The sequence below is a fragment of the Pantoea hericii genome (assembly GCF_014155795.1).
Lineage (GTDB): Bacteria > Pseudomonadota > Gammaproteobacteria > Enterobacterales > Enterobacteriaceae > Pantoea > Pantoea eucalypti.
The window spans coordinates 390,661-410,879 of record NZ_SCKV01000003.1 but is presented as its reverse complement, the minus strand read 5'-3'; the positions used below and the strand labels follow the sequence as shown (position 1 = coordinate 410,879).

Below are 20,219 nucleotides of genomic sequence, written 5' to 3'. Positions count from 1 at the left end.
CCCTTATTTTTGGAAAGCCCCATGGAACCTTACAATCCACCGCGTGAACCTTGGCTGCACATCCTTTATCAGGATGCGCATATCATGGTGGTGAACAAACCCAGCGGTCTGCTCTCGGTACCCGGTCGTCTGGATGAGCACAAAGATAGCGTGATGACGCGGATACAGCGGGATTTCCCGCAGGCGGAATCTGTTCATCGACTGGACATGGCGACCAGTGGCGTGATGGTCGTGGCGCTGACCAAGGCGGCGGAGCGTGAGCTGAAACGACAATTCCGCGAGCGGGAGCCTTCCAAAACGTATGTGGCCTGCATCTGGGGTCATCCGGAGAAGGAAGAGGGGCTGGTTGATCTGCCGCTGATTTGCGACTGGCCAAATCGTCCAAAGCAGATGGTTTGCTTCGAGAACGGCAAAGCCGCACAGACAGAATATAAGGTGCTGGAGTATCGGGCGGACAACAGTACGCGGATTTCGCTTAAGCCGATTACTGGCCGCTCGCACCAGCTAAGGGTGCATATGCTGGCGCTGGGCCACCCGATTCTGGGGGACAACTTCTATGCACATCCGGAGGCGAAAGCGATGGCGCCCCGTTTACTGCTGCATGCGGAGTCACTTACCATTACCCATCCGGCATTTGGTAATGCCATGACGTTTCGTCAGCCCGCGGACTTTTAAGGTTTACGGCAGGACTGTCGCCGTGGCCTCCTCTGTTGCAGAAGAGGCCACAGGAGCGACGCATTACTTGAAGCCTTTCTCTTTGCGAATCAGATCGTAAGCCGCCTGGATTTCCTGCGCTTTCTGCTTCGCCATCTCCATCATCTCTGGCGGTAACCCTTTCGCCACCAGCTTATCAGGATGATGCTCACTCATGAGCTTGCGGTAAGCACGTTTAATCGTGGTGGCGTCATCACTGCTCTTCACGCCCAAAACGCTACAGGCATCTTCCAGCGTTGGACCACGTTGCGCCTGCTGAAAGCCGCCTGAACTGCGCTGCCCGCCGCCAAACTGCTGGCCGCCCTCCATCATGCGCAGGAACTGATCGAACTGACCACGCGAAATGCCCAGCTCTTCGGCAATCACGTAGAGTACCTGTCGCTCATTGGGGTGCAGTGAGCCGTCGGCAAAGGCGGCCTGGATCTGAATCTCCAGGAACATCCGAATCAGGTCGAACCGGCCAAAACAGGCGCTGCGCAGTTCTCGCAGTTTGCTGCGCAACGGGTAATCCGCCTGCTTACCTTCGCGGAACGCCCGCTGAGCAGCCGTGCGTGAGTCACCGTGCAGCTGCATCCGCTCCATGAGCAGCGAAGCAATCTGGATATCCGCTTCCGTAACCCGCCCTTTTGACTTGGTCAGATGGCCCATCACCTGAAAGGTGGTGCTGAAAAACAGCGTCTGCCGGGTCTGATTATTTGAGAAGTAAGCCTTGCCTTGTGCGCCACGTACTTTGTCAATCATATGGCCAATGATCAAACCGATCACAATACCCCAAAAGCCTGCGCCGGAAAGTAATCCCACCGCCAGACCCATAACTTTTCCCCAGTAGCGCATAAACTCCTCAATTCGCCATGCTTGCGGCTGAAAATTGCATTATCATACCTGTCATTTATCTCAGCGCCTAACGGCAACGCTGACAGACCAGGATTAACACTGGCGCAACGCCGGGCAGTAAGTTAGTCTCTGACCCGATTGTCGGCATGATGCCAGTTTTCATGGAATTCTCGATACCGCGTATGAAAAAACATATACCTACCCTGCTGGCCACACTGATCGGCGCAGCCATTAGCCAGCAAGCCTTTGCCGACGATTTGATGTCGCAGTGTATGTTAGGCGTGCCGAGTTATAACCGCCCGCTGGTCAACGGTGATACCAACCAGCTGCCTGTCACTATTCACTCCGATGCCGCCAAAGGGAACTATCCCAATGATGCGGTCTTTACCGGCAATGTGAATATTGAGCAGGGCAACAGCCGTATGCAGGCGGATGAAGTTCAGCTTCATCAGCGTCAGCAGGAAGGCCAGACGGCGCCAGTGCGTACCGTCGATGCCCTGGGTAATGTGCACTACGATGACAACCAGGTCATCCTGAAAGGTCCGAAAGCCTGGTCAAACCTCAACAGCAAAGATACCAACGTCTGGAACGGTGATTATCAGATGGTGGATCGTCAGGGACGCGGCACCGCCGACCAGATGAAGCTGCGCGGCGATAACCGCTACACCATTCTGGAGAACGGCACCTTTACGTCCTGTCTGCCCGGATCCAACAGCTGGAGCGTGGTCGGTTCACAAGTCATCCAGGATCGCGAAGAGGAAGTGGCGGAGATCTGGAACGCCCGCTTTAAGCTGGGTCCGGTTCCGGTGTTCTACAGTCCCTATCTGCAGTTACCGATTGGCGATCGTCGTCGATCCGGTTTCCTGATCCCGAATGCAAAATTTGGCAGCAACAACGGCTTTGAGTTCGTGCTGCCTTATTACTGGAACATTGCGCCCCAGGCCGATGCGACCATCACGCCGCACTACATCAGTAAGCGCGGCATGAAATTTGAAAACGAATTCCGTTATCTGACGACGCTGGGTGCCGGCCTGGTAGAATTCGACTACCTTGGCTCCGATAAACAGTACGATAACGACAAAGCACTTCGTGGCATCGCCGAGGATTCCAGCTCCGACCGCTGGTTGTTCTACTGGCAGCATGCCGGTGTCTATGAACAGCACTGGCGTTTCAACGCCAACTACACCAAAGTCAGCGATCAGTATTACTTCAACGATCTCGACTCGAAGTACTACAGCTCCACCGACAACTACGCCACGCAGAAATTCAGCGTTGGTTATGCGGACACCAACTGGGACGCCACACTCTCAGCCAAAGATTTCCAGGTGTTTGGCAGTACTACCAGCAATAACGTCTACCGCGCGATGCCGCAGCTGGATGTTAACCTTTATCAGAATGATATCGGGCCGTTTGATGGCCGGGTTTATGCTCAGGCGGTGAAATTCACCAACGTCAACAGTCGTCTTCCTGAAGCGACCCGTTTACACGTTGAGCCAACCCTGAACCTGCCGCTCTCCAACGGCTGGGCCAGCCTGGATACCGAAGCGAAGTTCCTGGCGACCCACTATCAGCAGACTGACGTTGATTATTATAACAATACGGCCAATGGCTTCAGAGGAAGCAATAGCGGCGAACTGGATGAATCGGTAAACCGCACCCTGCCGCAGTTTAAAGTGGATGGCCGGCTGGTGTTTGACCGCGATATGGACTCCGCAGTGGGTTATACCCAGACGCTGGAACCACGCGTGCAGTATCTTTATATCCCTTACCGCGACCAAAGCAATATCTATCCGTACGACTCTACGCTGCTGCAAACCGACTACACCGGTCTGTTCCGCGATCGTACCTATAGCGGCCTGGATCGCATCGCTTCAGCCAATGAAGTGGCAACCGGTGTTACCTCGCGTATTTATGATAACGATCTGGTTGAACGTTTTAACGTTTCTGTGGGTCAAATCTACTCGTTTACCCCTTCTCGTACTGGTGTGAATCAAACCAATAAAGAAGATGATACCGGCAGTCTGATTTGGGCTGGCGATACATACTGGAAAATCAGCGATCGCTGGGGTGTTCGGGGCGGGCTGCAATATGACACCAAACTCGACAACGTCTCCCAGGGCAATACTGTTCTGGAGTACCGTCGTGATGCCGACCGTATGGTGCAGTTGAGCTACCGCTACAGCAGCCCGGAATACATCGCGGCAGCGTTAAATGACAGCAACCTGGTGACCAATCCTATCTACAAAAATGGGATTTCACAGGTGGGCACCACGGCCAGCTGGCCGATTGCCGATGCATGGTCTGTGGTAGGTGCTTACTACTACGATACCCGCAACAAGCGTCCGGCGTCGCAGCTGGTTGGCCTGCAATACAGCTCATGCTGTTACGCTCTCCGGGTCGGTTACGAGCGCAAAATTAACGGTTGGGAAAACGACGACAGTAAGTACGACAACCAAATCTCATTCAACATTGAGCTGCGTGGTCTGAGTCCTAACTATGGCTTAGGCACCAACGATATGCTGCGTCAGGGCATTATCCCTTACCAGCCTGCTTTCTGATGTTGTGATGTTTGACAGGCAATCCCGCAGTGCGGAACCAACAATGGATAAAGTATGAAGAACTGGAGAATGCTGATTCTTGGTGTGGCAATCAGTGCTAACACCGCGTTCGCAGCACCACAAGTCGTTGATAAAGTTGCAGCCGTGGTCAATAACGGCGTGGTTCTTGAGAGTGACGTGGATGGCATGATGAGCACCGTTAAATCTCAGGCCCAGCAGGCTGGTCAGCAGTTGCCGGATGATAAAACGTTGCGCCATCAGATTCTGGAACGTCAGATCATGGATAACATCATTCTGCAGATGGGTGATAAAGCCGGGGTTCAGATCAGCGATGAGCAGCTGGACCAGGCGATTCAGAACATCGCGGCGCAGAATAAGATGAGCCTTGATCAGCTGCGCAGCCGTCTGGCTTATGACGGCATGAACTACAGCGTTTATCGTTCTCAGATTCGTAAAGAGATGACCATTGCTGAAGTGCGCAACAACGAAGTGCGTCGTCGCATCACGATTCTGCCGCAGGAAGTCGATACGCTGGCGAAACAGATTGGCTCTCAGAACAGTCAGGGCACCGAACTGAACGTCAGCCATATTCTGCTGCCACTGCCGGAAAACCCGACACAACAGCAGGTTGATGAGCAGGAAACGCTGGCGAAACAGCTGGTTGGCGAACTGAAAAATGGCGCTGACTTCGGCAAAATGGCCGTGACCTACTCTGCCGATTCGCAGGCGCTGAAAGGCGGCAACATGGGCTGGGGTAAAATCGAAGAGTTACCGACCCTGTTTGCTCAGGCCCTGTCGAGCGCCAAAAAAGGCGATATCGTCGGTCCGATTCGCTCGGGTGTGGGCTTCCACATCCTGAAAGTGAACGATCTGCGTGGCGAGAACAAAAATGTCTCAGTCACTGAAGTTCATTCACGTCACATTCTGCTGAAGCCATCGCCAATCCTGACAGATGAGCAGGCACGCGCACAGCTGGAGCAGATTGCTAACGATATCCGCAGTGGTAAAACCACCTTTGCGGCGGCGGCTAAGCAGTACTCTGATGATCCGGGTTCAGCGAACCAGGGCGGCGATCTTGGCTGGACCTCTCCGGAAGTCTTTGATCCGGCCTTCCGTGACGCGCTGCTGCGCCTGAAAAAAGGCCAGACCAGCCAGCCGGTTCACTCCTCTTTCGGCTGGCATCTGATTCAGTTGCTGGATACCCGTCAGGTGGACAAAACCGATGCGGCCCAGAAAGAGCGTGCTTACCGTATGCTGTTTAACCGTAAGTTTGCGGAAGAAGCACAGACCTGGATGCAGGAACAACGTGCCAGCGCCTACGTGAAGATTCTGGATGGCAATGCGCAGTAATCACCGTGTGGTGATCACGCCCGGCGAACCTGCCGGGATTGGTCCCGATCTTACCGTTCAGCTGGCCCAGCACTCCTGGCCGGTTGAACTGGTCGTCTGCGCCTCGCCTGCACTGTTGCAGCAGCGTGCGGCGCAACTCGGTTTACCGCTGACCCTGCGTCCCTATCAGCCTGGCGTGGCCGCTGAGCCACAGCAGGCGGGAACACTGACTATCCTGCCAGTCGAAACGGCCGCGACGGTCACGCCCGGCGAGCTTTGCGTCGCCAACAGTGACTACGTGCTGGCCACGCTGGCGCGCGCCTGTGACGGTTGTCTCGACGGTGAATTCGCGGCCCTGATTACCGGCCCGGTTCACAAAGGCGTCATTAATGATGCCGGCATCGCCTTTACTGGCCATACCGAATTCTTCGCCGATCGCGCAGGCGGCCATCGGGTCGTCATGATGCTGGCGACAGAGCAGCTACGCGTCGCGCTGGCTACTACCCATCTGCCGCTGAAAGATGTCCCCGCTGCGGTGACCCGCGACTGTCTGCATGAAGTGATCACGATTCTTCATCGTGATCTGCAGCAGAAGTTTGCCATTGCCGAGCCGCATATCTACGTCTGTGGTCTTAACCCTCATGCGGGCGAAAGCGGCCACATGGGTCGGGAAGAGATTGAGACCATCACGCCAGCACTTAATGAACTGCGTCAGCAGGGCATTAAACTGACCGGTCCGCTGCCTGCGGATACCCTTTTCCAGCCTAAATATCTGCAACATGCCGATGCGGTGCTGGCGATGTATCACGACCAGGGTCTGCCGGTACTCAAATTTCAGGGGTTTGGCCGGGCGGTAAATATCACCCTGGGCCTGCCCTTTATCCGGACTTCAGTTGACCACGGCACCGCGCTTGAACTCGCCGGTCTGGGTCAGGCTGAACCGGGCAGCTTCATCACGGCGCTTAACCTCGCCATCACTATGATCAAGAGCAGTAATGAATAATCGCGTCCATCAGGGGCACTACGCCCGTAAACGTTTCGGGCAGAACTTCCTGAACGATCAGTACATTATCGACAGCATTGTCTCCGCCATCCATCCGCAGCGCGATGAAGCGCTGGTAGAGATCGGCCCAGGCCTGGGTGCCTTGACCGAGCCAGTAGGCGAACGCCTCGATAAATTAACGGTGATAGAACTGGACCGCGATCTCGCTGCGCGTCTGGAAACGCATCCGTTCCTTGGCCCGAAACTGACTATCTTCCAGCAGGATGCCATGACGTTCGACTTCGCCGCACTGGCGCAGGAGAGAGGCCAGCCGCTGCGGGTATTTGGTAACCTGCCATACAATATTTCGACCCCGCTGATGTTCCACCTTTTCAGCTATACTGGTTCGATCAAAGATATGCACTTCATGCTGCAGAAAGAGGTGGTTAATCGTCTGGTCGCCGGTCCGGGTAATAAAACCTACGGTCGTCTGACGGTAATGGCGCAGTACTACTGCCAGATCATTCCGGTGCTGGAAGTGCCTCCGCACTCCTTTACGCCGCCACCGAAAGTGGACTCTGCCGTGGTGCGTCTGGTGCCGTATGCCGAGCCGCCGTATCCGGTCAGCGATGTGCGTATTTTGAGCCGTATTACCACTGAAGCGTTCGGCCAGCGTCGTAAAACGCTGCGCAACAGCCTGAGCCACATGGTGGCTGCCGGCGCGCTGGAGGAGTTATCCATAGATCCAACCCTGCGTGCCGAGAACGTCTCCGTCGCGCAATATTGTCAGCTGGCGAACTGGCTGGCGAATCATCAGGGAAAATCGCAGGAGTAAGTCATGAGTGAAACGGCCCGCGTCTCCGTCCATGTGCAAAGCCAGTACGTTGCCTCACAATCCTCACCGGATGATGATCGTTACGTCTTCGCCTATACCATTACGATTCGCAATCTGGGCCGTTCCTCAGTGCAACTGCTGGGACGTTACTGGCTGATTACCAACGGTAACGGCCGCGAAACGGAAGTTCAGGGCGAAGGCGTGGTGGGTGAACAACCGCTTATCGCGCCAGGCAATGAGTTTCAGTACACCAGCGGAGCCGTGATCGAAACACCGATGGGCACCATGCAGGGACACTATGTGATGGTCGACGAACAGGGTGACACCTTCCATGTCGAGATCCCGGTGTTCCGCCTCGCCATTCAGACCCACATTCATTAATTCATACGCTTTTTGCCCGTTTAGTCGGGCAGCTTCCTGATGGATAAAACCTTATGAGCACATACCTGATTGGCGACGTTCACGGTTGCTACGACGAATTACGTGCCTTGCTGCAACAGGTTGATTTCAATCCTGAGCAGGATACCCTGTGGCTGACCGGCGACTTAGTGGCGCGGGGTCCGGGCTCACTTGAGGTTCTGCGCTATGTAAAATCGCTGGGCGACGCAGTGCGTCTGGTGCTGGGCAATCACGATTTACATCTGCTGGCGGTCTACGCTGGAATCAGCCGTAATAAGCCCAAAGATCGCCTGACACCGTTGCTGGAAGCGGACGATGCGGATGAGCTGATCAACTGGCTGCGTCGTCAGCCGCTGTTACAGGTTGATGAAGAGAAAAAGCTGGTGATGGGACACGCCGGTATCACACCGCAATGGGATATCGAGACCGCGAAAAAGTGCGCGCGTGAAGTCGAAGCGGTACTTGCCAGCGACAGTTATCCGCTGTTTCTGGATGCGATGTATGGCGACATGCCAAATAACTGGAGTGAAGATCTGACTGGTCTGGCACGTCTGCGCTTCAGCACCAACGCGCTGACCCGCATGCGTTACTGCTTTCCCAATGGTCAGCTGGATATGATCTGCAAAGATGCCCCTGAATCTGCCCTTCCTCCGCTAAAACCCTGGTTTAACATTGCAGGTCCGGTCGCACGTGACTACACCATTGTGTTCGGTCACTGGGCCTCGCTGGAAGGCAAAGGGACGCCTGAGGGAATCATCGGTCTGGATACCGGTTGCTGCTGGGGCGGAACGCTGACGCTGCTGCACTGGGAAACGCAGCGCTATATGGTGCAGCCCTCCAATCGCGAAAAAGCGCTGGCCTCCAGCGAAAGTCTGGCACCGCCCGCGCTATAACGGCGATGCTGGCCGGCAAGGCCAGCATCCTCTCTTATGCGCCGATAATGCCGCCATCTTCGCGGGTGATCATGATCACTGACGACCGGGGACGCGGACTGTTATCGGGAAAGTGCGAGTCACCCTCTTCGCCGGGATGCTGCACATTGACGAACAGCGTTTTGTAATCTGGCGTGAAGGTGATGCCCGTCAGCTCGCATGATTTGGGGCCAACCATGAACCGGCGGATCTCCCCACTATCCGGATCCCCTACCAGCATCTGATTGTTCCCCTGCCCCTGATAATCCTCTTTATTACTGTACTTGCCATCGGTCAGGATCCATAACCGCCCGTGCGCATCAAACCCCAGACCATCGGGACTGTTAAAGGTGTTTTCAGCGGTGATGTTAGGTGTACCGCGATAGATCCCTTCAGGATGCGCGATCGGATTGCCGCACAACGCATAGATATCCCACTCAAACGCCTGCGCCGTGGCATCGCCCTTTTCATCCCAGCGGATAATCTGGCCGTAGATATTTTTAGGACGCGGATTCGCCGCATTAACCGGCATGCCTTCATTGCCGCGTTTGTTATTGTTAGTCAGCGTGCAGTAAGCACGACCATCATGCGGGTTAACAGCAATCCACTCTGGCCGGTCCATCCGCGTGGCGTTAACCACATCAGCCGCCGCACGCGCATTAATCAGAATATCGGCCTGACTGTTAAACCCCTTTTCAGCGGTGAGTCCATTTTCACCCCACTTCAGCGCCAGCCAGCGGCCGGTACCTTTCAGCGGCGTGCCCTGCGCATCGCCATTGAACTGCGCCACATAGAGCGTGCCTTTATCCAGCAGTCCGTGATTGGCTTTGGCATCATCCGGGATGACTTTGTCGTCTGAGACATATTTATAGATATACTCGCCGCGCTCATCGTCGCCCATGTAAACCACCAGCTGACCGGTTTTAGCGACCGTAACGGCGGCATTTTCGTGCTTGAAGCGCCCCAGTGCAGTGCGTTTTACCGGCACGGAGTGAGGATCAAAGGGATCGATTTCGACAATCCAGCCGTGGCGGTTAAATTCATTGGGGTTTTTGGCGATGTCGAAACGGGGATCAAAGTCGGCCCAGTTACGCTCTGGCTCGGCGGCATTCAGGGTATAGCGCTTTTGCTGCGGCGTTGGCGTAAAGTCCGCCTGATGGGTACCAAAGTAGGTGTCGTAGTTCTCTTCACAGGTGAGATAAGTCCCCCACGGCGTTTTACCGTTGGCGCAGTTACCAAAGGTGCCAAGGACATGCATTCCCTGTGGATCGGCGGCGGTCTGCAGCGCTTTATCGCCCGCTGCCGGACCGGAAAAGCGCATCGGAGTATTGGCGGTAATACGGCGGTTGAACTCAGAAGGACGCACCACCTGCCAGCGATTGTCCTCACCCCGTTTGACTTCAACGATGGAGATGCCGTGCGCCGCCTGCGACTTTTTCACATCTTCCAGGCTGGTCGCTTTGCTGCCGCCGTGGGCGAACAGCGTCGGCTCATTCACATATTCATTGTTGATCGCCATGACGCCACGCTGGTCATTAATGGCGAAGAAGCTCATACCGTCGTTGTTGTCCCCGAACTGCTTTTCCTGATCTTCCGCACTATTGTTGCCGTGCGGATCAAAGGCGACGGCGCCATTTACCAGCGGATCTCCCCAGGAGATCAGCACGTCTGCGCGATAGCCGGGGGCCACCACAACCTCATCGGCGGTGGATGCGGCAATCCCCTGAAAGCCCAGCAATGGGCTTCCCGCTGGCTTCTCCTGCGCCAGTGCGCTTCCTGAGAGTGTGAGGCCGCCGCTGAGAAAGCCGGTCAGCCCGAGAGCGCCGGAACCGGCAATGAATTTACGACGCAGAGGATCACGCAGACGGTCAGTGCTTAATGCGGAGAGTTCGGTTTTCATTATTAATTGCTTCCTTCATGAAGATCCCAGAAAAGAAGCAATGCTAATGAACAGAGATGACAGCCAGGTTACAGTCTGGCAAAGGGAGGATCAGCGACGACGGTCAAGGATCTCAAAGCAGTAGCTGTGGGAGTTCTGCTCGTCAGCATCGTGAAACTCGCTGAACGTAGACTGCCACTCATCCGGCTCGTAATCCGGGAACTGTGTATCACCTTCAACTTCTGCATCAATGTGCGTCAGATAGAGACGATCGGCGCGCTTCAGCATCTGCTCATAGACGCGTCCACCGCCAATCACCATGATCTCTTCAGCATCACCGGCTGCCTGTATCGCCTCATCCAGGGAGGTGACCCAGGTGACGCCTTCCGTGGTGCCCGGCTGACTGCTGACCACGATGTTCAGCCGGCCAGGTAACGGACGACCAATAGATTCAAAGGTCAGTCGACCCATAATGACCGGTTTCTTCAGCGTATTGCGTTTGAACCACGCCAGATCTGCAGGCAGGTCCCACGGCATGGCGTTCTCCATTCCAATAATGCGATCTGCTGCTAATGCCGCGATAAGACTAATCATGTTAACCACTCACTGAAAAAATTGGCGCCATGATACGTAAAGGTGAAACTTTCGTCGATAGGGGAAAAGGTCTATTTGCGTAAAGCTTTTCATGATGCCGCTTTTCATGCCCTGTGCAGCGTTTTTCACCGCGTAATCGCGTCAGTTTGCCGCAGCTCGCCAGCGACAGGCCTCAGGCTGGCACAAAAAGCGTGCGCAAAAGGAAACGGCTCCCGGAGGAGCCGTAAAGCCTGGTCTGGCTAGCGGTAAGATCGGTGCAGCACAGGGAACGCAGTCAGATCGGAAAGACGCAAAAGCTGTTATCCATGACCGCTCGGCCCGCGCGATTACGCACCTCATCCCTGAGGTGCGCCCGTATACGGGCCAACGCTTTGCGTTGTTCAAAAACGCTCCCGGCGTTTTTTTCCATGGCGCGGGACGCTTTCCTCCTCTGCCTGTGCTCCCTGCCCGTTAAGATCGTTTATCGCTGCAAGCCTGATTAAGGCTCGTCAGGATGATCAGAAGTCGTAGCGCAGACGCACCAGATTCATATCACCCAGGTTATCGGTGCTGGAGGTGAAGACATGTTCGTAGTCAACACGGAAACCGTAGTCGAGGAACAGCACCACACCCAGACCGTTGTCGATGCGCTGGTAATCACGACCGGTCATGACCTCAATGCGATCACCCATAACATAAGGCTGAACCGCTTTCAGACCATACTGCCCCACCGGGATTTTGTAACCGGCGAAATATTCAACGCCCCACGCATCGCCAGCAAAGTAGTTACGCGCGTCTTTGCGTTTGGTCGTCATGAAGTTCTGATACCAGCCACCACCGGCTGACAGCGTCCAGTTGCCTGGTGTCCAGCTCAGTGCAGTGCCGTAAATGTTCTGATCGTAATCGCGGCTGTCGCCATTGTTCGGGTTACGCATCGCCGCGCGGGTGTAGTTCCACGCCGTGCCCCAGCTCAGTTCATCAGAGATATGGTAATCCACGCCCAGCGAACCGCCGCCTTTGCGCTTATAGCGCAGGCCATTGCCTGGCAGATATTCGTTATCGTCGAACAGATAAGAGGCGTAAATATCCGCATCGCCGAAGGTGTTTTTATATTTCAGCTGCTTGCGTGAACGGTAAGATCCGTCGTAGTCACCGTTGATTCCGTTGCCCGGTGCCTGGCCGATCATGTCGTAATCCCAGATATCGGTCTTGGCGCCCACAGTGTCATAATACACGCTGTTCTGCTGACCAAAGGTAAGCTGACCCCAGGTTTTGCTTTTCAGACCGGTGTAGAGCTGGCGACGCGTGGTGTTATTGGCACCGTCAGCATAGTGGCGATCCCAGCCGAAAACTGCCGGGACGTTAACGCCCAGCTCGTAATAGCTGATCCAGCTCACGTCATCAAACAGGTAATAGTCAGCACCGAAACGGAAACGGGTGCCGCCATCAAAACCGTCACGCTTGTAAGATTTGTCATCCACGCCGGTCTGATGATTGAACTGAGCACGAATGCTGCCGCCAACCTTAAAATTAAGACGGCTAAGCGGATCGCCCGCCTGCGGATCCTGCTTTAACAACGTCACTTCCGCCTGGCTGGCGAAAGGAAGAATAGCCATCAGTGCAGCCACTGCACTCAGAGAAAAAGTACGCATTTTCATTTTTTAATTATGTCCTGATACGCTCCAGTGATGAGCGGCAGGCATAGTACTGGCGAAAAATCCGTACAGGAAGTGTTTATATTATAAATTTGTGCGAACCAGCCCCATTCGCACCTAAAGCTAAAAAATTAAGCCAAATCAGTCACTTTAACACAAACTCCAACCCCTTCCCGGACCTGACTTTCAGATTATCGCCAGTAAGAGGGCCAAAAAAAACGGCTCCCGGAGGAGCCGTTTTTCACATTACATCGCCTTTATCTGGGCATGCATTTCCTGAACGGAGATAACCTGTTCCGTCGGATCTGCATTCAGCGCCATCGCAGTCGCGAAACCGCCGTTCAGCGTAGTGTCGTAGTGCACTTTATACTGCAGTGCGCTACGGCGAATCAGCTTCGAATCTTCAATCGCCTGACGACCCGCTGTGGTATTCACGATGTAGCTATACTCGCCATTCTTCAGACGGTCCTGAATATGCGGACGACCTTCATGCACCTTGTTAACCAGGCGCGGATTAATGCCCGCCTCGCCCAGTACCACCGCCGTGCCGTGAGTCGCATCCAGTTCAAAACCGAACTTCTGCAGCTTAGCCGCCAGGTCAACGATACGTTTCTTGTCGCCTTCACGCACCGACAACAGCGCACGGCCCGACTTCTTCATATTGCTCTGTGCGCCTAGCATCGCTTTCGAGAACGCCTCAGCGAACGTGCGGCCCACACCCATGACTTCACCGGTAGAGCGCATTTCTGGTCCCAGAATCGGGTCAACGCCCTGGAACTTGTTGAACGGCAGCACCACTTCTTTAACGGAGTAGTAAGGCGGAATCACCTCTTCAGTGACGCCCTGCTCTGCCAGCGTTTTACCTGCCATCACGCGCGCGGCCACTTTCGCCAGCGGTACACCCGTCGCTTTAGAGACGAACGGAACGGTACGCGCCGCACGTGGGTTGACTTCAATCAGGTAGACTTCGTTGTCTTTCACCGCGAACTGGACGTTCATCAGGCCGCGAACATTCAGCTCGAATGCCAGCTTCTCAACCTGCTGGCGCATCACATTCTGAATCTCCTGACTCAGCGTATAGGCCGGCAGTGAACAGGCGGAGTCACCGGAGTGAACACCAGCCTGCTCGATGTGTTCCATGATGCCACCAATCAGCACCCGCTCGCCGTCGCAGATCGCATCCACATCCACTTCGACCGCATCATCCAGGAAGCGATCCAGCAGCACCGGCGCATCGTTGGAAACCGAAACCGCCGTCTGGAAGTAGCGCTTCAGGTCGATTTCATCGTAGACGATCTCCATGGCACGGCCGCCCAGCACATAAGAAGGACGGACCACCAGCGGATAACCCAGGCCAGCAGCTTTCTCCACCGCCTGCTCCAGCGTCGCGACGGTGGCGTTAGCCGGTTGCTTCAGATTCAGGCGATCAACCGCCTGCTGGAAACGTTCACGGTCTTCAGCACGGTCAATGGAATCCGGGCTGGTGCCGATAACCGGTACGCCTGCGGCTTCCAGCGCACGCGCCAGTTTCAGCGGAGTCTGACCGCCATACTGCACGATCACGCCTTTTGGCTGCTCAATGCGCACAATCTCCAGCACATCTTCCAGCGTAACCGGCTCGAAGTAGAGGCGATCGGAGGTGTCGTAGTCGGTCGAAACGGTTTCCGGGTTACAGTTAACCATAATGGTCTGGTAGCCATCTTCACGCAGCGCCAGTGCGGCGTGAACGCAGCAGTAGTCGAATTCAATACCCTGGCCGATACGGTTGGGTCCACCACCCAGAATCATGATTTTTTCACGATCCGGACTCGGATTGGCTTCGCACTCTTCTTCATAGGTGGAGTACATGTAGGCCGTGTCCGTCGCGAACTCTGCGGCACAGGTATCTACGCGCTTGTAAACCGGGTGCAGATTAAACTGCTGACGCAGCTTGCGGATTTCGCTCTCCGCCACACCCGCCAGCGTCGCCAGCCGTGCATCGGCAAAGCCTTTACGCTTCAGCGTGCGCAGGAAATTCGCATCCAGGCTATTAACGCCTTCGCGGGCGACCTGATCTTCCAGTTTAACCAGCTCTTCAATCTGCACCAGGAACCAGCGGTCAATGTTGGTCAGATTGAACACGCCATCGACGGACATGCCTGCACGGAAAGCATCTGCGATATACCAGATACGGTCTGAACCGGCATCTTTCAGCTCACGACGGATGCGGGTTAACGCTTCCGGGTCATCGAGGTGCACTTTCGGGTCGAAGCCGTTAGCGCCTACTTCCAGGCCGCGCAGCGCTTTCTGCATGGACTCCTGGAAGGTACGGCCAATCGCCATCACTTCGCCGACCGACTTCATCTGCGTGGTCAGGCGATCGTTGGCACCGGCAAATTTTTCGAAGTTGAAACGTGGGATCTTGGTAACAACGTAGTCGATTGAAGGCTCGAACGAGGCAGGCGTTAAACCGCCGGTGATATCGTTCATCAGCTCGTCGAGGGTATAGCCAACCGCCAGTTTGGCCGCCACTTTAGCAATCGGGAAGCCGGTCGCTTTTGACGCCAGCGCTGAGGAGCGTGACACGCGCGGGTTCATCTCGATGACAATCAGACGGCCATCTTTCGGGTTAACGGAGAACTGCACGTTGGAGCCGCCAGTTTCAACACCGATCTCACGCAGTACCGCCAGCGAGGCGTTACGCATGATCTGATACTCTTTGTCAGTCAGCGTCTGGGCAGGCGCTACCGTGATGGAGTCACCGGTGTGAATCCCCATTGCGTCGAAGTTTTCGATTGAGCAGACGATGATGCAGTTATCGTTTTTATCGCGCACCACTTCCATCTCATACTCTTTCCAGCCAATCAGCGACTCATCAATCAGCAACTCATTGGTGGGAGAGAGGTCGAGACCGCGTTCACAAATCTCTTCAAACTCTTCGCGGTTGTAAGCGATGCCGCCACCGGTGCCGCCCATGGTAAAGGAAGGACGGATAATGCACGGGAAGCCAACATCTTCTGCCACGGCCAGCGCTTCTTCCATAGTGTGTGCGATGCCGGAGCGCGCCGTATCCAGACCAATGCTTTTCATCGCCACGTCGAAACGACGACGATCTTCTGCTTTGTCGATCGCATCAGCAGTCGCACCAATCATGGTGACGCCAAACTCTTCCAGCACGCCATGACGTTCCAGCTCCAGCGCACAGTTCAGCGCCGTCTGTCCGCCCATGGTGGGCAGTACTGCATCCGGGCGCTCTTTTTCGATGATTTTGCGCACCACTTCCCAGTGAATCGGCTCAATGTAGGTCGCATCAGCCATTTCCGGGTCAGTCATGATCGTCGCCGGGTTGGAGTTCACCAGAATGACGCGGTAACCCTCTTCACGCAGCGCTTTACACGCCTGCGCACCGGAATAGTCAAATTCGCAGGCCTGGCCGATCACAATCGGACCGGCACCAAGAATCAGGATGGATTTTAGGTCTGTACGTTTTGGCATGAATTAGCTCCTGATTACTTCGCTTGCAGACGGAATGCGTCAATCAATTCAATAAAGTGGTCAAACAGCGGCGCAGCATCACCCGGACCCGGGCTGGCTTCCGGGTGACCCTGGAAGCTGAATGCTGGCTTGTCAGTGCGATGGATGCCCTGCACGGTTTTATCGAACAACGAAATGTGGGTCACACGCAGGTTCGCTGGCAGATTGTTCTCGTCGACCGCAAAACCGTGGTTCTGCGCGGTGATCATCACGCGGTTATTTTCGAGATCTTTCACCGGATGGTTACCACCATGGTGGCCGAGTTTCATCTTCACGGTTTTAGCACCGCTGGCCAGCGCCAGCAGCTGATGACCCAGGCAGATACCGAACACCGGAATCTCTGTCTTCAGGAAGTCCTGAATCGCGCTGATCGCGTAGTCGCACGGCTCCGGGTCACCAGGACCGTTGGAGAGGAAAATGCCATCCGGATTCAGCTTCAGCACCTCTTCAGCTGGCGTCTGTGCCGGAACCACAGTCAGACGGCAGCCGCGATCGACCAGCATACGCAGAATGTTGCGCTTGGCGCCGTAGTCATAAGCCACCACGTGATATGGCAGCGACTCCGCAGCAGCCTGCTCTGGCAGACCTGCGTCCAGTGTCCAGCTGCCCTGCTGCCAGCTGTAAGTCTCAGTGGTGCAGACCTCTTTCGCCAGATCCATTCCTTTCAGTCCCGGGAACGCCTGGGCCTTTTGCAGCGCCAGTGCAGCATCCGGATTGTCGCCGGCAATAATGCAGCCGTTCTGCGCCCCTTTCTCACGCAGCAAGCGCGTCAGCTTGCGGGTATCGATATCGGCAATCGCCACAATGTTGTTGCGCTGCAGGTAGGCCGACAGGCCCTCTTCGCTACGGAAGTTGCTGGCAATCAGCGGCAGGTCACGAATAACCAGGCCCTGCGCATGAATCTGGCTGGATTCTTCGTCGGCGGCATTGGCACCGACATTACCGATATGGGGATAAGTGAGAGTAACGATTTGGCGGGAATAGGAAGGATCAGTGAGGATTTCTTGATAGCCGGTCATTGAAGTGTTGAAAACGACTTCTCCCACTGCCGATCCTGTTGCCCCGATGGCCCGACCGTGGAATTGGGTTCCGTCTTCCAGAACCAGGATTGCTGACTTTATCAAAACATCCTCCAGGGAATAAACAGTCAATATATCTGCATATTAATTCAAAATAGCCGCCTGAATCAATGCAAAAACCGCCTGAATTGTCGATTTTTGGCAAATTGCGCGCATTCTAATGACAGCCCTGGTCATTGTCTACCCTGCAGCGGGATTTTTTCACACTTATCTGCCTTATGAGGTAAAAAACAGGCATGAGCGGCAAAAAGAGAGGAAAACCCGGCAGAATAATCGTTTGCCAGGCGACATAAAAACGAAACCGGCTTAAGCGGTCCCTTATTTTTGACCAAATGGTCAAAAATGGCGTCCATCAGGGAAAATAAATGAAGAAAAGGTGGGAAAACAACAACCAGAAATTAATTTTTAATCAGAATGGCTATTTTAAGATAAAATTAAGGGCAATGAAAACATTGCCCCTTTTCAATCAAGGTATTAACGATTGAAATAACCACATCACGATGGTTCACAACACTCACAACATCGACAAATCCAGCACGTCACGCATATCAAACAAACCAGATTTTTTATCTTTTAGCCATAAAGCTGACTTAACGGCGCCATTTGCAAAGGTCATGCGACTTGAGGCCTTGTGGGTAATCTCTACACGCTCACCGATATCTGCAAACATCGCCGTATGCTCACCCACGATGTCACCCGCGCGAACCGTAGCAAAACCAATGGTCTGTGGCTGGCGTTCACCGGTGTAGCCTTCACGCGTATAAACCGCATGCTCGTCCAGTTTCCACTGCATGGCATCGGCTATCGCCTCACCCATCGCCAGTGCGGTGCCAGACGGCGCATCCACTTTATGACGATGATGTGCTTCGACAATCTCAATATCCGCATATTCACCCATGACTTTGGCAGCCTTCTCCAGCAGCTTCAGCACCAGGTTAACTCCCACGCTGAAGTTAGCGGCAAAGACAATGGCGATATCTTCCGCCGCCGCGCGAATGGCTGCTTTGCCTGCCTCATCAAAACCGGTGGTGCCAATCACCATCGCTTTTCCGTGCTCACGGCAGATCGCCATATACTCCAGCGTGCCTTCCGGACGGGTGAAGTCGATCAGTACATCAAAGTCGTTAGTCACCGCGCGTAAATCGTCAGCGATGAGGATGCCATTCTTTCCGATGCCCGCTAACTCACCAGCGTCGCTGCCGATCAGCGATGAGCCTGGACGTGCCAGTGCCACACCCAGCTCAACGCCTTCTGCCTGCTGCGTCGCCAGAATCAGATTACGGCCCATACGGCCCGGCGCGCCCACAATAGCAATGCGGATAGTGTTCATATTTATTCATTCCTAAAACAAAACTATGCATCCAAAGCGTCATCAGGTTAACGGTGAGTTAACAGTCACGCCACTAATAATCCGTGATAATAAGAATTTTATGCCAGCCGCCTGTGATTATCAGTAAAAGCAATCATCGCAGTGAACAACGGCATTTCAGCCGGGCTATAAAAACAAAAAAGACCGAACAGAGTCGGCCTTTTTATCAGTCATATCGAAGCATTACTGCACGTTACGTACGTCGACGCGCAGCTCTTTAGGCACTTCAAAAACAATATTCTCTTCACGGCCAATCAGCTCAATCGCCGCTTCGCCACCCAGCTCACGTAACCGCTGGATCACCTGCTGCACCAGAATATCGGGGGCTGAAGCACCTGCGGTAACGCCGATGCAGGCCACGCCTTTTACCCACTCTTCCTGTATATCATCGGCAGAGTCGATCAGCTTTGCCAGTTTACCGGCACGCTGTGCCAGCTCGGCCAGACGGTTAGAGTTCGAAGAGTTTTTCGAACCGACCACCAGCACCACTTCCGCATCTTTCGCCAGCGTACGAACGGCTTCCTGACGGTTGGTGGTGGCGTAGCAGATATCATCTTTACGCGGCCCGATGATCGCCGGGAAACGCTGACGCAGGGCATCAATGATGTCTGAAGTGTCATCCACAGAAAGCGTGGTCTGCGTCATGAAGCTCAGATTGTTTTCGTCTTTGACGGTCAGTCTGAAGACATCTTCCGGCGACTCCACCAGATACATGCCACCATTGGGGTTGTTGTATTGCCCCATGGTGCCTTCAACTTCCGGATGACCCGCGTGACCAATCAGAATCGCTTCCACGCCTTTACGGCTGGCGCGTGCGACTTCCATATGAACTTTGGTGACCAGCGGACAGGTAGCATCGAACAGCATGGTCAGATTGCGCGCTTTAGCTTCGGCACGCACCGCCTGTGAAACCCCGTGCGCGGAGAAGATCAGAATGGCGTTATCCGGCACTTCGCTGATCTCTTCAATAAAGATGGCACCGCGCTCACGCAGGCTGTTCACCACGTAACGGTTATGCACCACTTCGTGACGGACATAGATGGGCGCGCCATACATCTCCAGCGCGCGCTCAACAATACTGATGGCGCGATCAACGCCAGCGCAGAAGCCGCGCGGATTAGCTAACAGGATTTGCATCGTTCGTCTCCAGTGCCGGATCGATTTCCAGCACTTCTACATCAAACTGAATACGGCGACCCGCCAGCGGATGGTTGAAATCGACGGTGATAGAATCACCGGAGACTTCGCGGATCACGCCTGGCATTTCACTGCCGCCCATGCCGCTGAACAGCATGATGGCACCCACTTCCGGTTCGCCTGCATCAATAAAGTCCCGACGCGAGAAATACTGGATCAGGTCAGGGCTGACGCCACCAAAGGCATCTTCCGGTTCCAGAGTAAACTGTTTAGTCTGACCCGCTTTCAGCCCCAGCAATGCCTGCTCAAGCGCTGCAGAGAGGCTGCCATCACCGAGACGGAACAGCGCGGGCTTGCCGTTTGCACGGGTCGATTCCGCCGTCGAGCCATCTTCCAGCTTCAGCGTAAAATGCACCAACACCGCGCTTTCGCGCTGCACGAACTCAGTCATC

General features: G+C 54.8%; 16 protein-coding genes. 7 read left to right on the top strand and 9 right to left on the bottom strand.

Annotated elements, in window-relative coordinates; genetic code table 11:
- The first annotated feature begins 21 nt into the window (after nucleotides 1-21).
- Nucleotides 22-675 (top strand): bifunctional tRNA pseudouridine(32) synthase/23S rRNA pseudouridine(746) synthase RluA, encoded by a 654-nt coding sequence (rluA, locus tag H7K52_RS08945; RefSeq protein WP_182629949.1) that lies wholly within the window; start codon nucleotides 22-24, stop codon nucleotides 673-675.
- Between the two features lie 63 nt (nucleotides 676-738).
- On the opposite strand, the gene djlA is transcribed toward rluA, so the two are convergent.
- A complete protein-coding gene (gene djlA / locus H7K52_RS08940) occupies nucleotides 739-1,548 on the bottom strand; it encodes a co-chaperone DjlA (protein ID WP_003854797.1) in 810 nt (269 codons plus the stop codon).
- A gap of 182 nt (nucleotides 1,549-1,730) precedes the next feature.
- Here djlA and lptD point away from each other — a divergent pair, with 182 nt between their 5' ends.
- Genes lptD through apaH form a run of 6 tightly spaced genes read left to right on the top strand, consistent with a single transcriptional unit; the run spans nucleotide 1,731 to nucleotide 8,544 of the window.
- A complete protein-coding gene (gene lptD / locus H7K52_RS08935; protein ID WP_050540837.1) occupies nucleotides 1,731-4,106 on the top strand; it encodes an LPS assembly protein LptD in 2,376 nt (791 codons plus the stop codon).
- 54 nt (nucleotides 4,107-4,160) lie between these two features.
- Entirely contained in the window at nucleotides 4,161-5,456 is a 1,296-nt protein-coding gene (gene surA / locus H7K52_RS08930) for a peptidylprolyl isomerase SurA (RefSeq protein ID WP_003854801.1), read from the top strand.
- Nucleotides 5,446-6,438: a 4-hydroxythreonine-4-phosphate dehydrogenase PdxA gene (pdxA, locus tag H7K52_RS08925; protein WP_008925562.1), complete on the top strand. Its 993-nt coding sequence runs from the start codon at nucleotides 5,446-5,448 to the stop codon at nucleotides 6,436-6,438. The genes surA and pdxA overlap by 11 nt, the downstream gene beginning before the upstream one ends.
- Nucleotides 6,431-7,252, top strand: coding sequence for a 16S rRNA (adenine(1518)-N(6)/adenine(1519)-N(6))-dimethyltransferase RsmA (gene rsmA, locus H7K52_RS08920; protein ID WP_003854805.1), 822 nt, complete (start codon nucleotides 6,431-6,433; stop codon nucleotides 7,250-7,252). Before pdxA ends, rsmA begins: the two co-directional genes overlap by 8 nt.
- Before the next feature lie 3 nt (nucleotides 7,253-7,255).
- On the top strand, nucleotides 7,256-7,633 hold the full coding sequence (gene apaG, locus H7K52_RS08915) for a Co2+/Mg2+ efflux protein ApaG (RefSeq protein WP_003854807.1): 378 nt from the start codon (nucleotides 7,256-7,258) through the stop codon (nucleotides 7,631-7,633).
- A gap of 53 nt (nucleotides 7,634-7,686) precedes the next feature.
- Complete coding sequence (apaH, locus tag H7K52_RS08910) at nucleotides 7,687-8,544, top strand: bis(5'-nucleosyl)-tetraphosphatase (symmetrical) ApaH (protein WP_008925561.1); 858 nt, start codon at nucleotides 7,687-7,689, stop codon at nucleotides 8,542-8,544.
- Nucleotides 8,545-8,578: 34 nt separating this feature from the next.
- On the opposite strand, the gene H7K52_RS08905 is transcribed toward apaH, so the two are convergent.
- From H7K52_RS08905 to fkpB, 8 genes are all read right to left on the bottom strand, one after another.
- Nucleotides 8,579-10,462, bottom strand: a complete 1,884-nt coding sequence (locus H7K52_RS08905) for a PhoX family protein (RefSeq protein ID WP_182629948.1) — start codon at nucleotides 10,460-10,462, stop codon at nucleotides 8,579-8,581.
- Between the two features lie 90 nt (nucleotides 10,463-10,552).
- Entirely contained in the window at nucleotides 10,553-11,035 is a 483-nt protein-coding gene (gene folA / locus H7K52_RS08900; RefSeq protein ID WP_033763249.1) for a type 3 dihydrofolate reductase, read from the bottom strand.
- A 497-nt stretch (nucleotides 11,036-11,532) separates the two neighbouring features.
- Entirely contained in the window at nucleotides 11,533-12,672 is a 1,140-nt protein-coding gene (locus H7K52_RS08895; protein ID WP_182629947.1) for a porin, read from the bottom strand.
- A 243-nt stretch (nucleotides 12,673-12,915) separates the two neighbouring features.
- Nucleotides 12,916-16,143, bottom strand: coding sequence for a carbamoyl-phosphate synthase large subunit (gene carB, locus H7K52_RS08890; RefSeq protein ID WP_003854816.1), 3,228 nt, complete (start codon nucleotides 16,141-16,143; stop codon nucleotides 12,916-12,918).
- 14 nt (nucleotides 16,144-16,157) lie between these two features.
- Nucleotides 16,158-17,306 (bottom strand): glutamine-hydrolyzing carbamoyl-phosphate synthase small subunit, encoded by a 1,149-nt coding sequence (gene carA / locus H7K52_RS08885; RefSeq protein ID WP_033763250.1) that lies wholly within the window; start codon nucleotides 17,304-17,306, stop codon nucleotides 16,158-16,160.
- 469 nt (nucleotides 17,307-17,775) lie between these two features.
- Nucleotides 17,776-18,591: a 4-hydroxy-tetrahydrodipicolinate reductase gene (gene dapB / locus H7K52_RS08880; RefSeq protein ID WP_078804755.1), complete on the bottom strand. Its 816-nt coding sequence runs from the start codon at nucleotides 18,589-18,591 to the stop codon at nucleotides 17,776-17,778.
- Nucleotides 18,592-18,813: 222 nt separating this feature from the next.
- Nucleotides 18,814-19,767, bottom strand: a complete 954-nt coding sequence (ispH, locus tag H7K52_RS08875) for a 4-hydroxy-3-methylbut-2-enyl diphosphate reductase (protein WP_003854823.1) — start codon at nucleotides 19,765-19,767, stop codon at nucleotides 18,814-18,816.
- Nucleotides 19,748-20,218: an FKBP-type peptidyl-prolyl cis-trans isomerase gene (gene fkpB, locus H7K52_RS08870; protein ID WP_003854824.1), complete on the bottom strand. Its 471-nt coding sequence runs from the start codon at nucleotides 20,216-20,218 to the stop codon at nucleotides 19,748-19,750. The genes ispH and fkpB overlap by 20 nt, the downstream gene beginning before the upstream one ends.
- Nucleotide 20,219 lies beyond the last annotated feature (1 nt).

Excerpts from the sequence above, each read along its gene's own strand:
- surA (WP_003854801.1), top strand. The coding sequence starts at position 4,161 with ATGAAGAACTGGAGAATGCTGATTCTTGGTGTGGCAATCAGTGCTAAC.
- folA (WP_033763249.1), bottom strand. The coding sequence starts at position 11,035 with ATGATTAGTCTTATCGCGGCATTAGCAGCAGATCGCATTATTGGAATG.
- H7K52_RS08905 (WP_182629948.1), bottom strand. The coding sequence starts at position 10,462 with ATGAAAACCGAACTCTCCGCATTAAGCACTGACCGTCTGCGTGATCCT.
- lptD (WP_050540837.1), top strand. The coding sequence starts at position 1,731 with ATGAAAAAACATATACCTACCCTGCTGGCCACACTGATCGGCGCAGCC.
- ispH (WP_003854823.1), bottom strand. The coding sequence starts at position 19,767 with ATGCAAATCCTGTTAGCTAATCCGCGCGGCTTCTGCGCTGGCGTTGAT.
- H7K52_RS08895 (WP_182629947.1), bottom strand. The coding sequence starts at position 12,672 with ATGAAAATGCGTACTTTTTCTCTGAGTGCAGTGGCTGCACTGATGGCT.
- djlA (WP_003854797.1), bottom strand. The coding sequence starts at position 1,548 with ATGCGCTACTGGGGAAAAGTTATGGGTCTGGCGGTGGGATTACTTTCC.
- pdxA (WP_008925562.1), top strand. The coding sequence starts at position 5,446 with ATGCGCAGTAATCACCGTGTGGTGATCACGCCCGGCGAACCTGCCGGG.
- rsmA (WP_003854805.1), top strand. The coding sequence starts at position 6,431 with ATGAATAATCGCGTCCATCAGGGGCACTACGCCCGTAAACGTTTCGGG.
- dapB (WP_078804755.1), bottom strand. The coding sequence starts at position 18,591 with ATGAACACTATCCGCATTGCTATTGTGGGCGCGCCGGGCCGTATGGGC.
- carB (WP_003854816.1), bottom strand. The coding sequence starts at position 16,143 with ATGCCAAAACGTACAGACCTAAAATCCATCCTGATTCTTGGTGCCGGT.
- apaG (WP_003854807.1), top strand. The coding sequence starts at position 7,256 with ATGAGTGAAACGGCCCGCGTCTCCGTCCATGTGCAAAGCCAGTACGTT.
- fkpB (WP_003854824.1), bottom strand. The coding sequence starts at position 20,218 with ATGACTGAGTTCGTGCAGCGCGAAAGCGCGGTGTTGGTGCATTTTACG.
- apaH (WP_008925561.1), top strand. The coding sequence starts at position 7,687 with ATGAGCACATACCTGATTGGCGACGTTCACGGTTGCTACGACGAATTA.
- rluA (WP_182629949.1), top strand. The coding sequence starts at position 22 with ATGGAACCTTACAATCCACCGCGTGAACCTTGGCTGCACATCCTTTAT.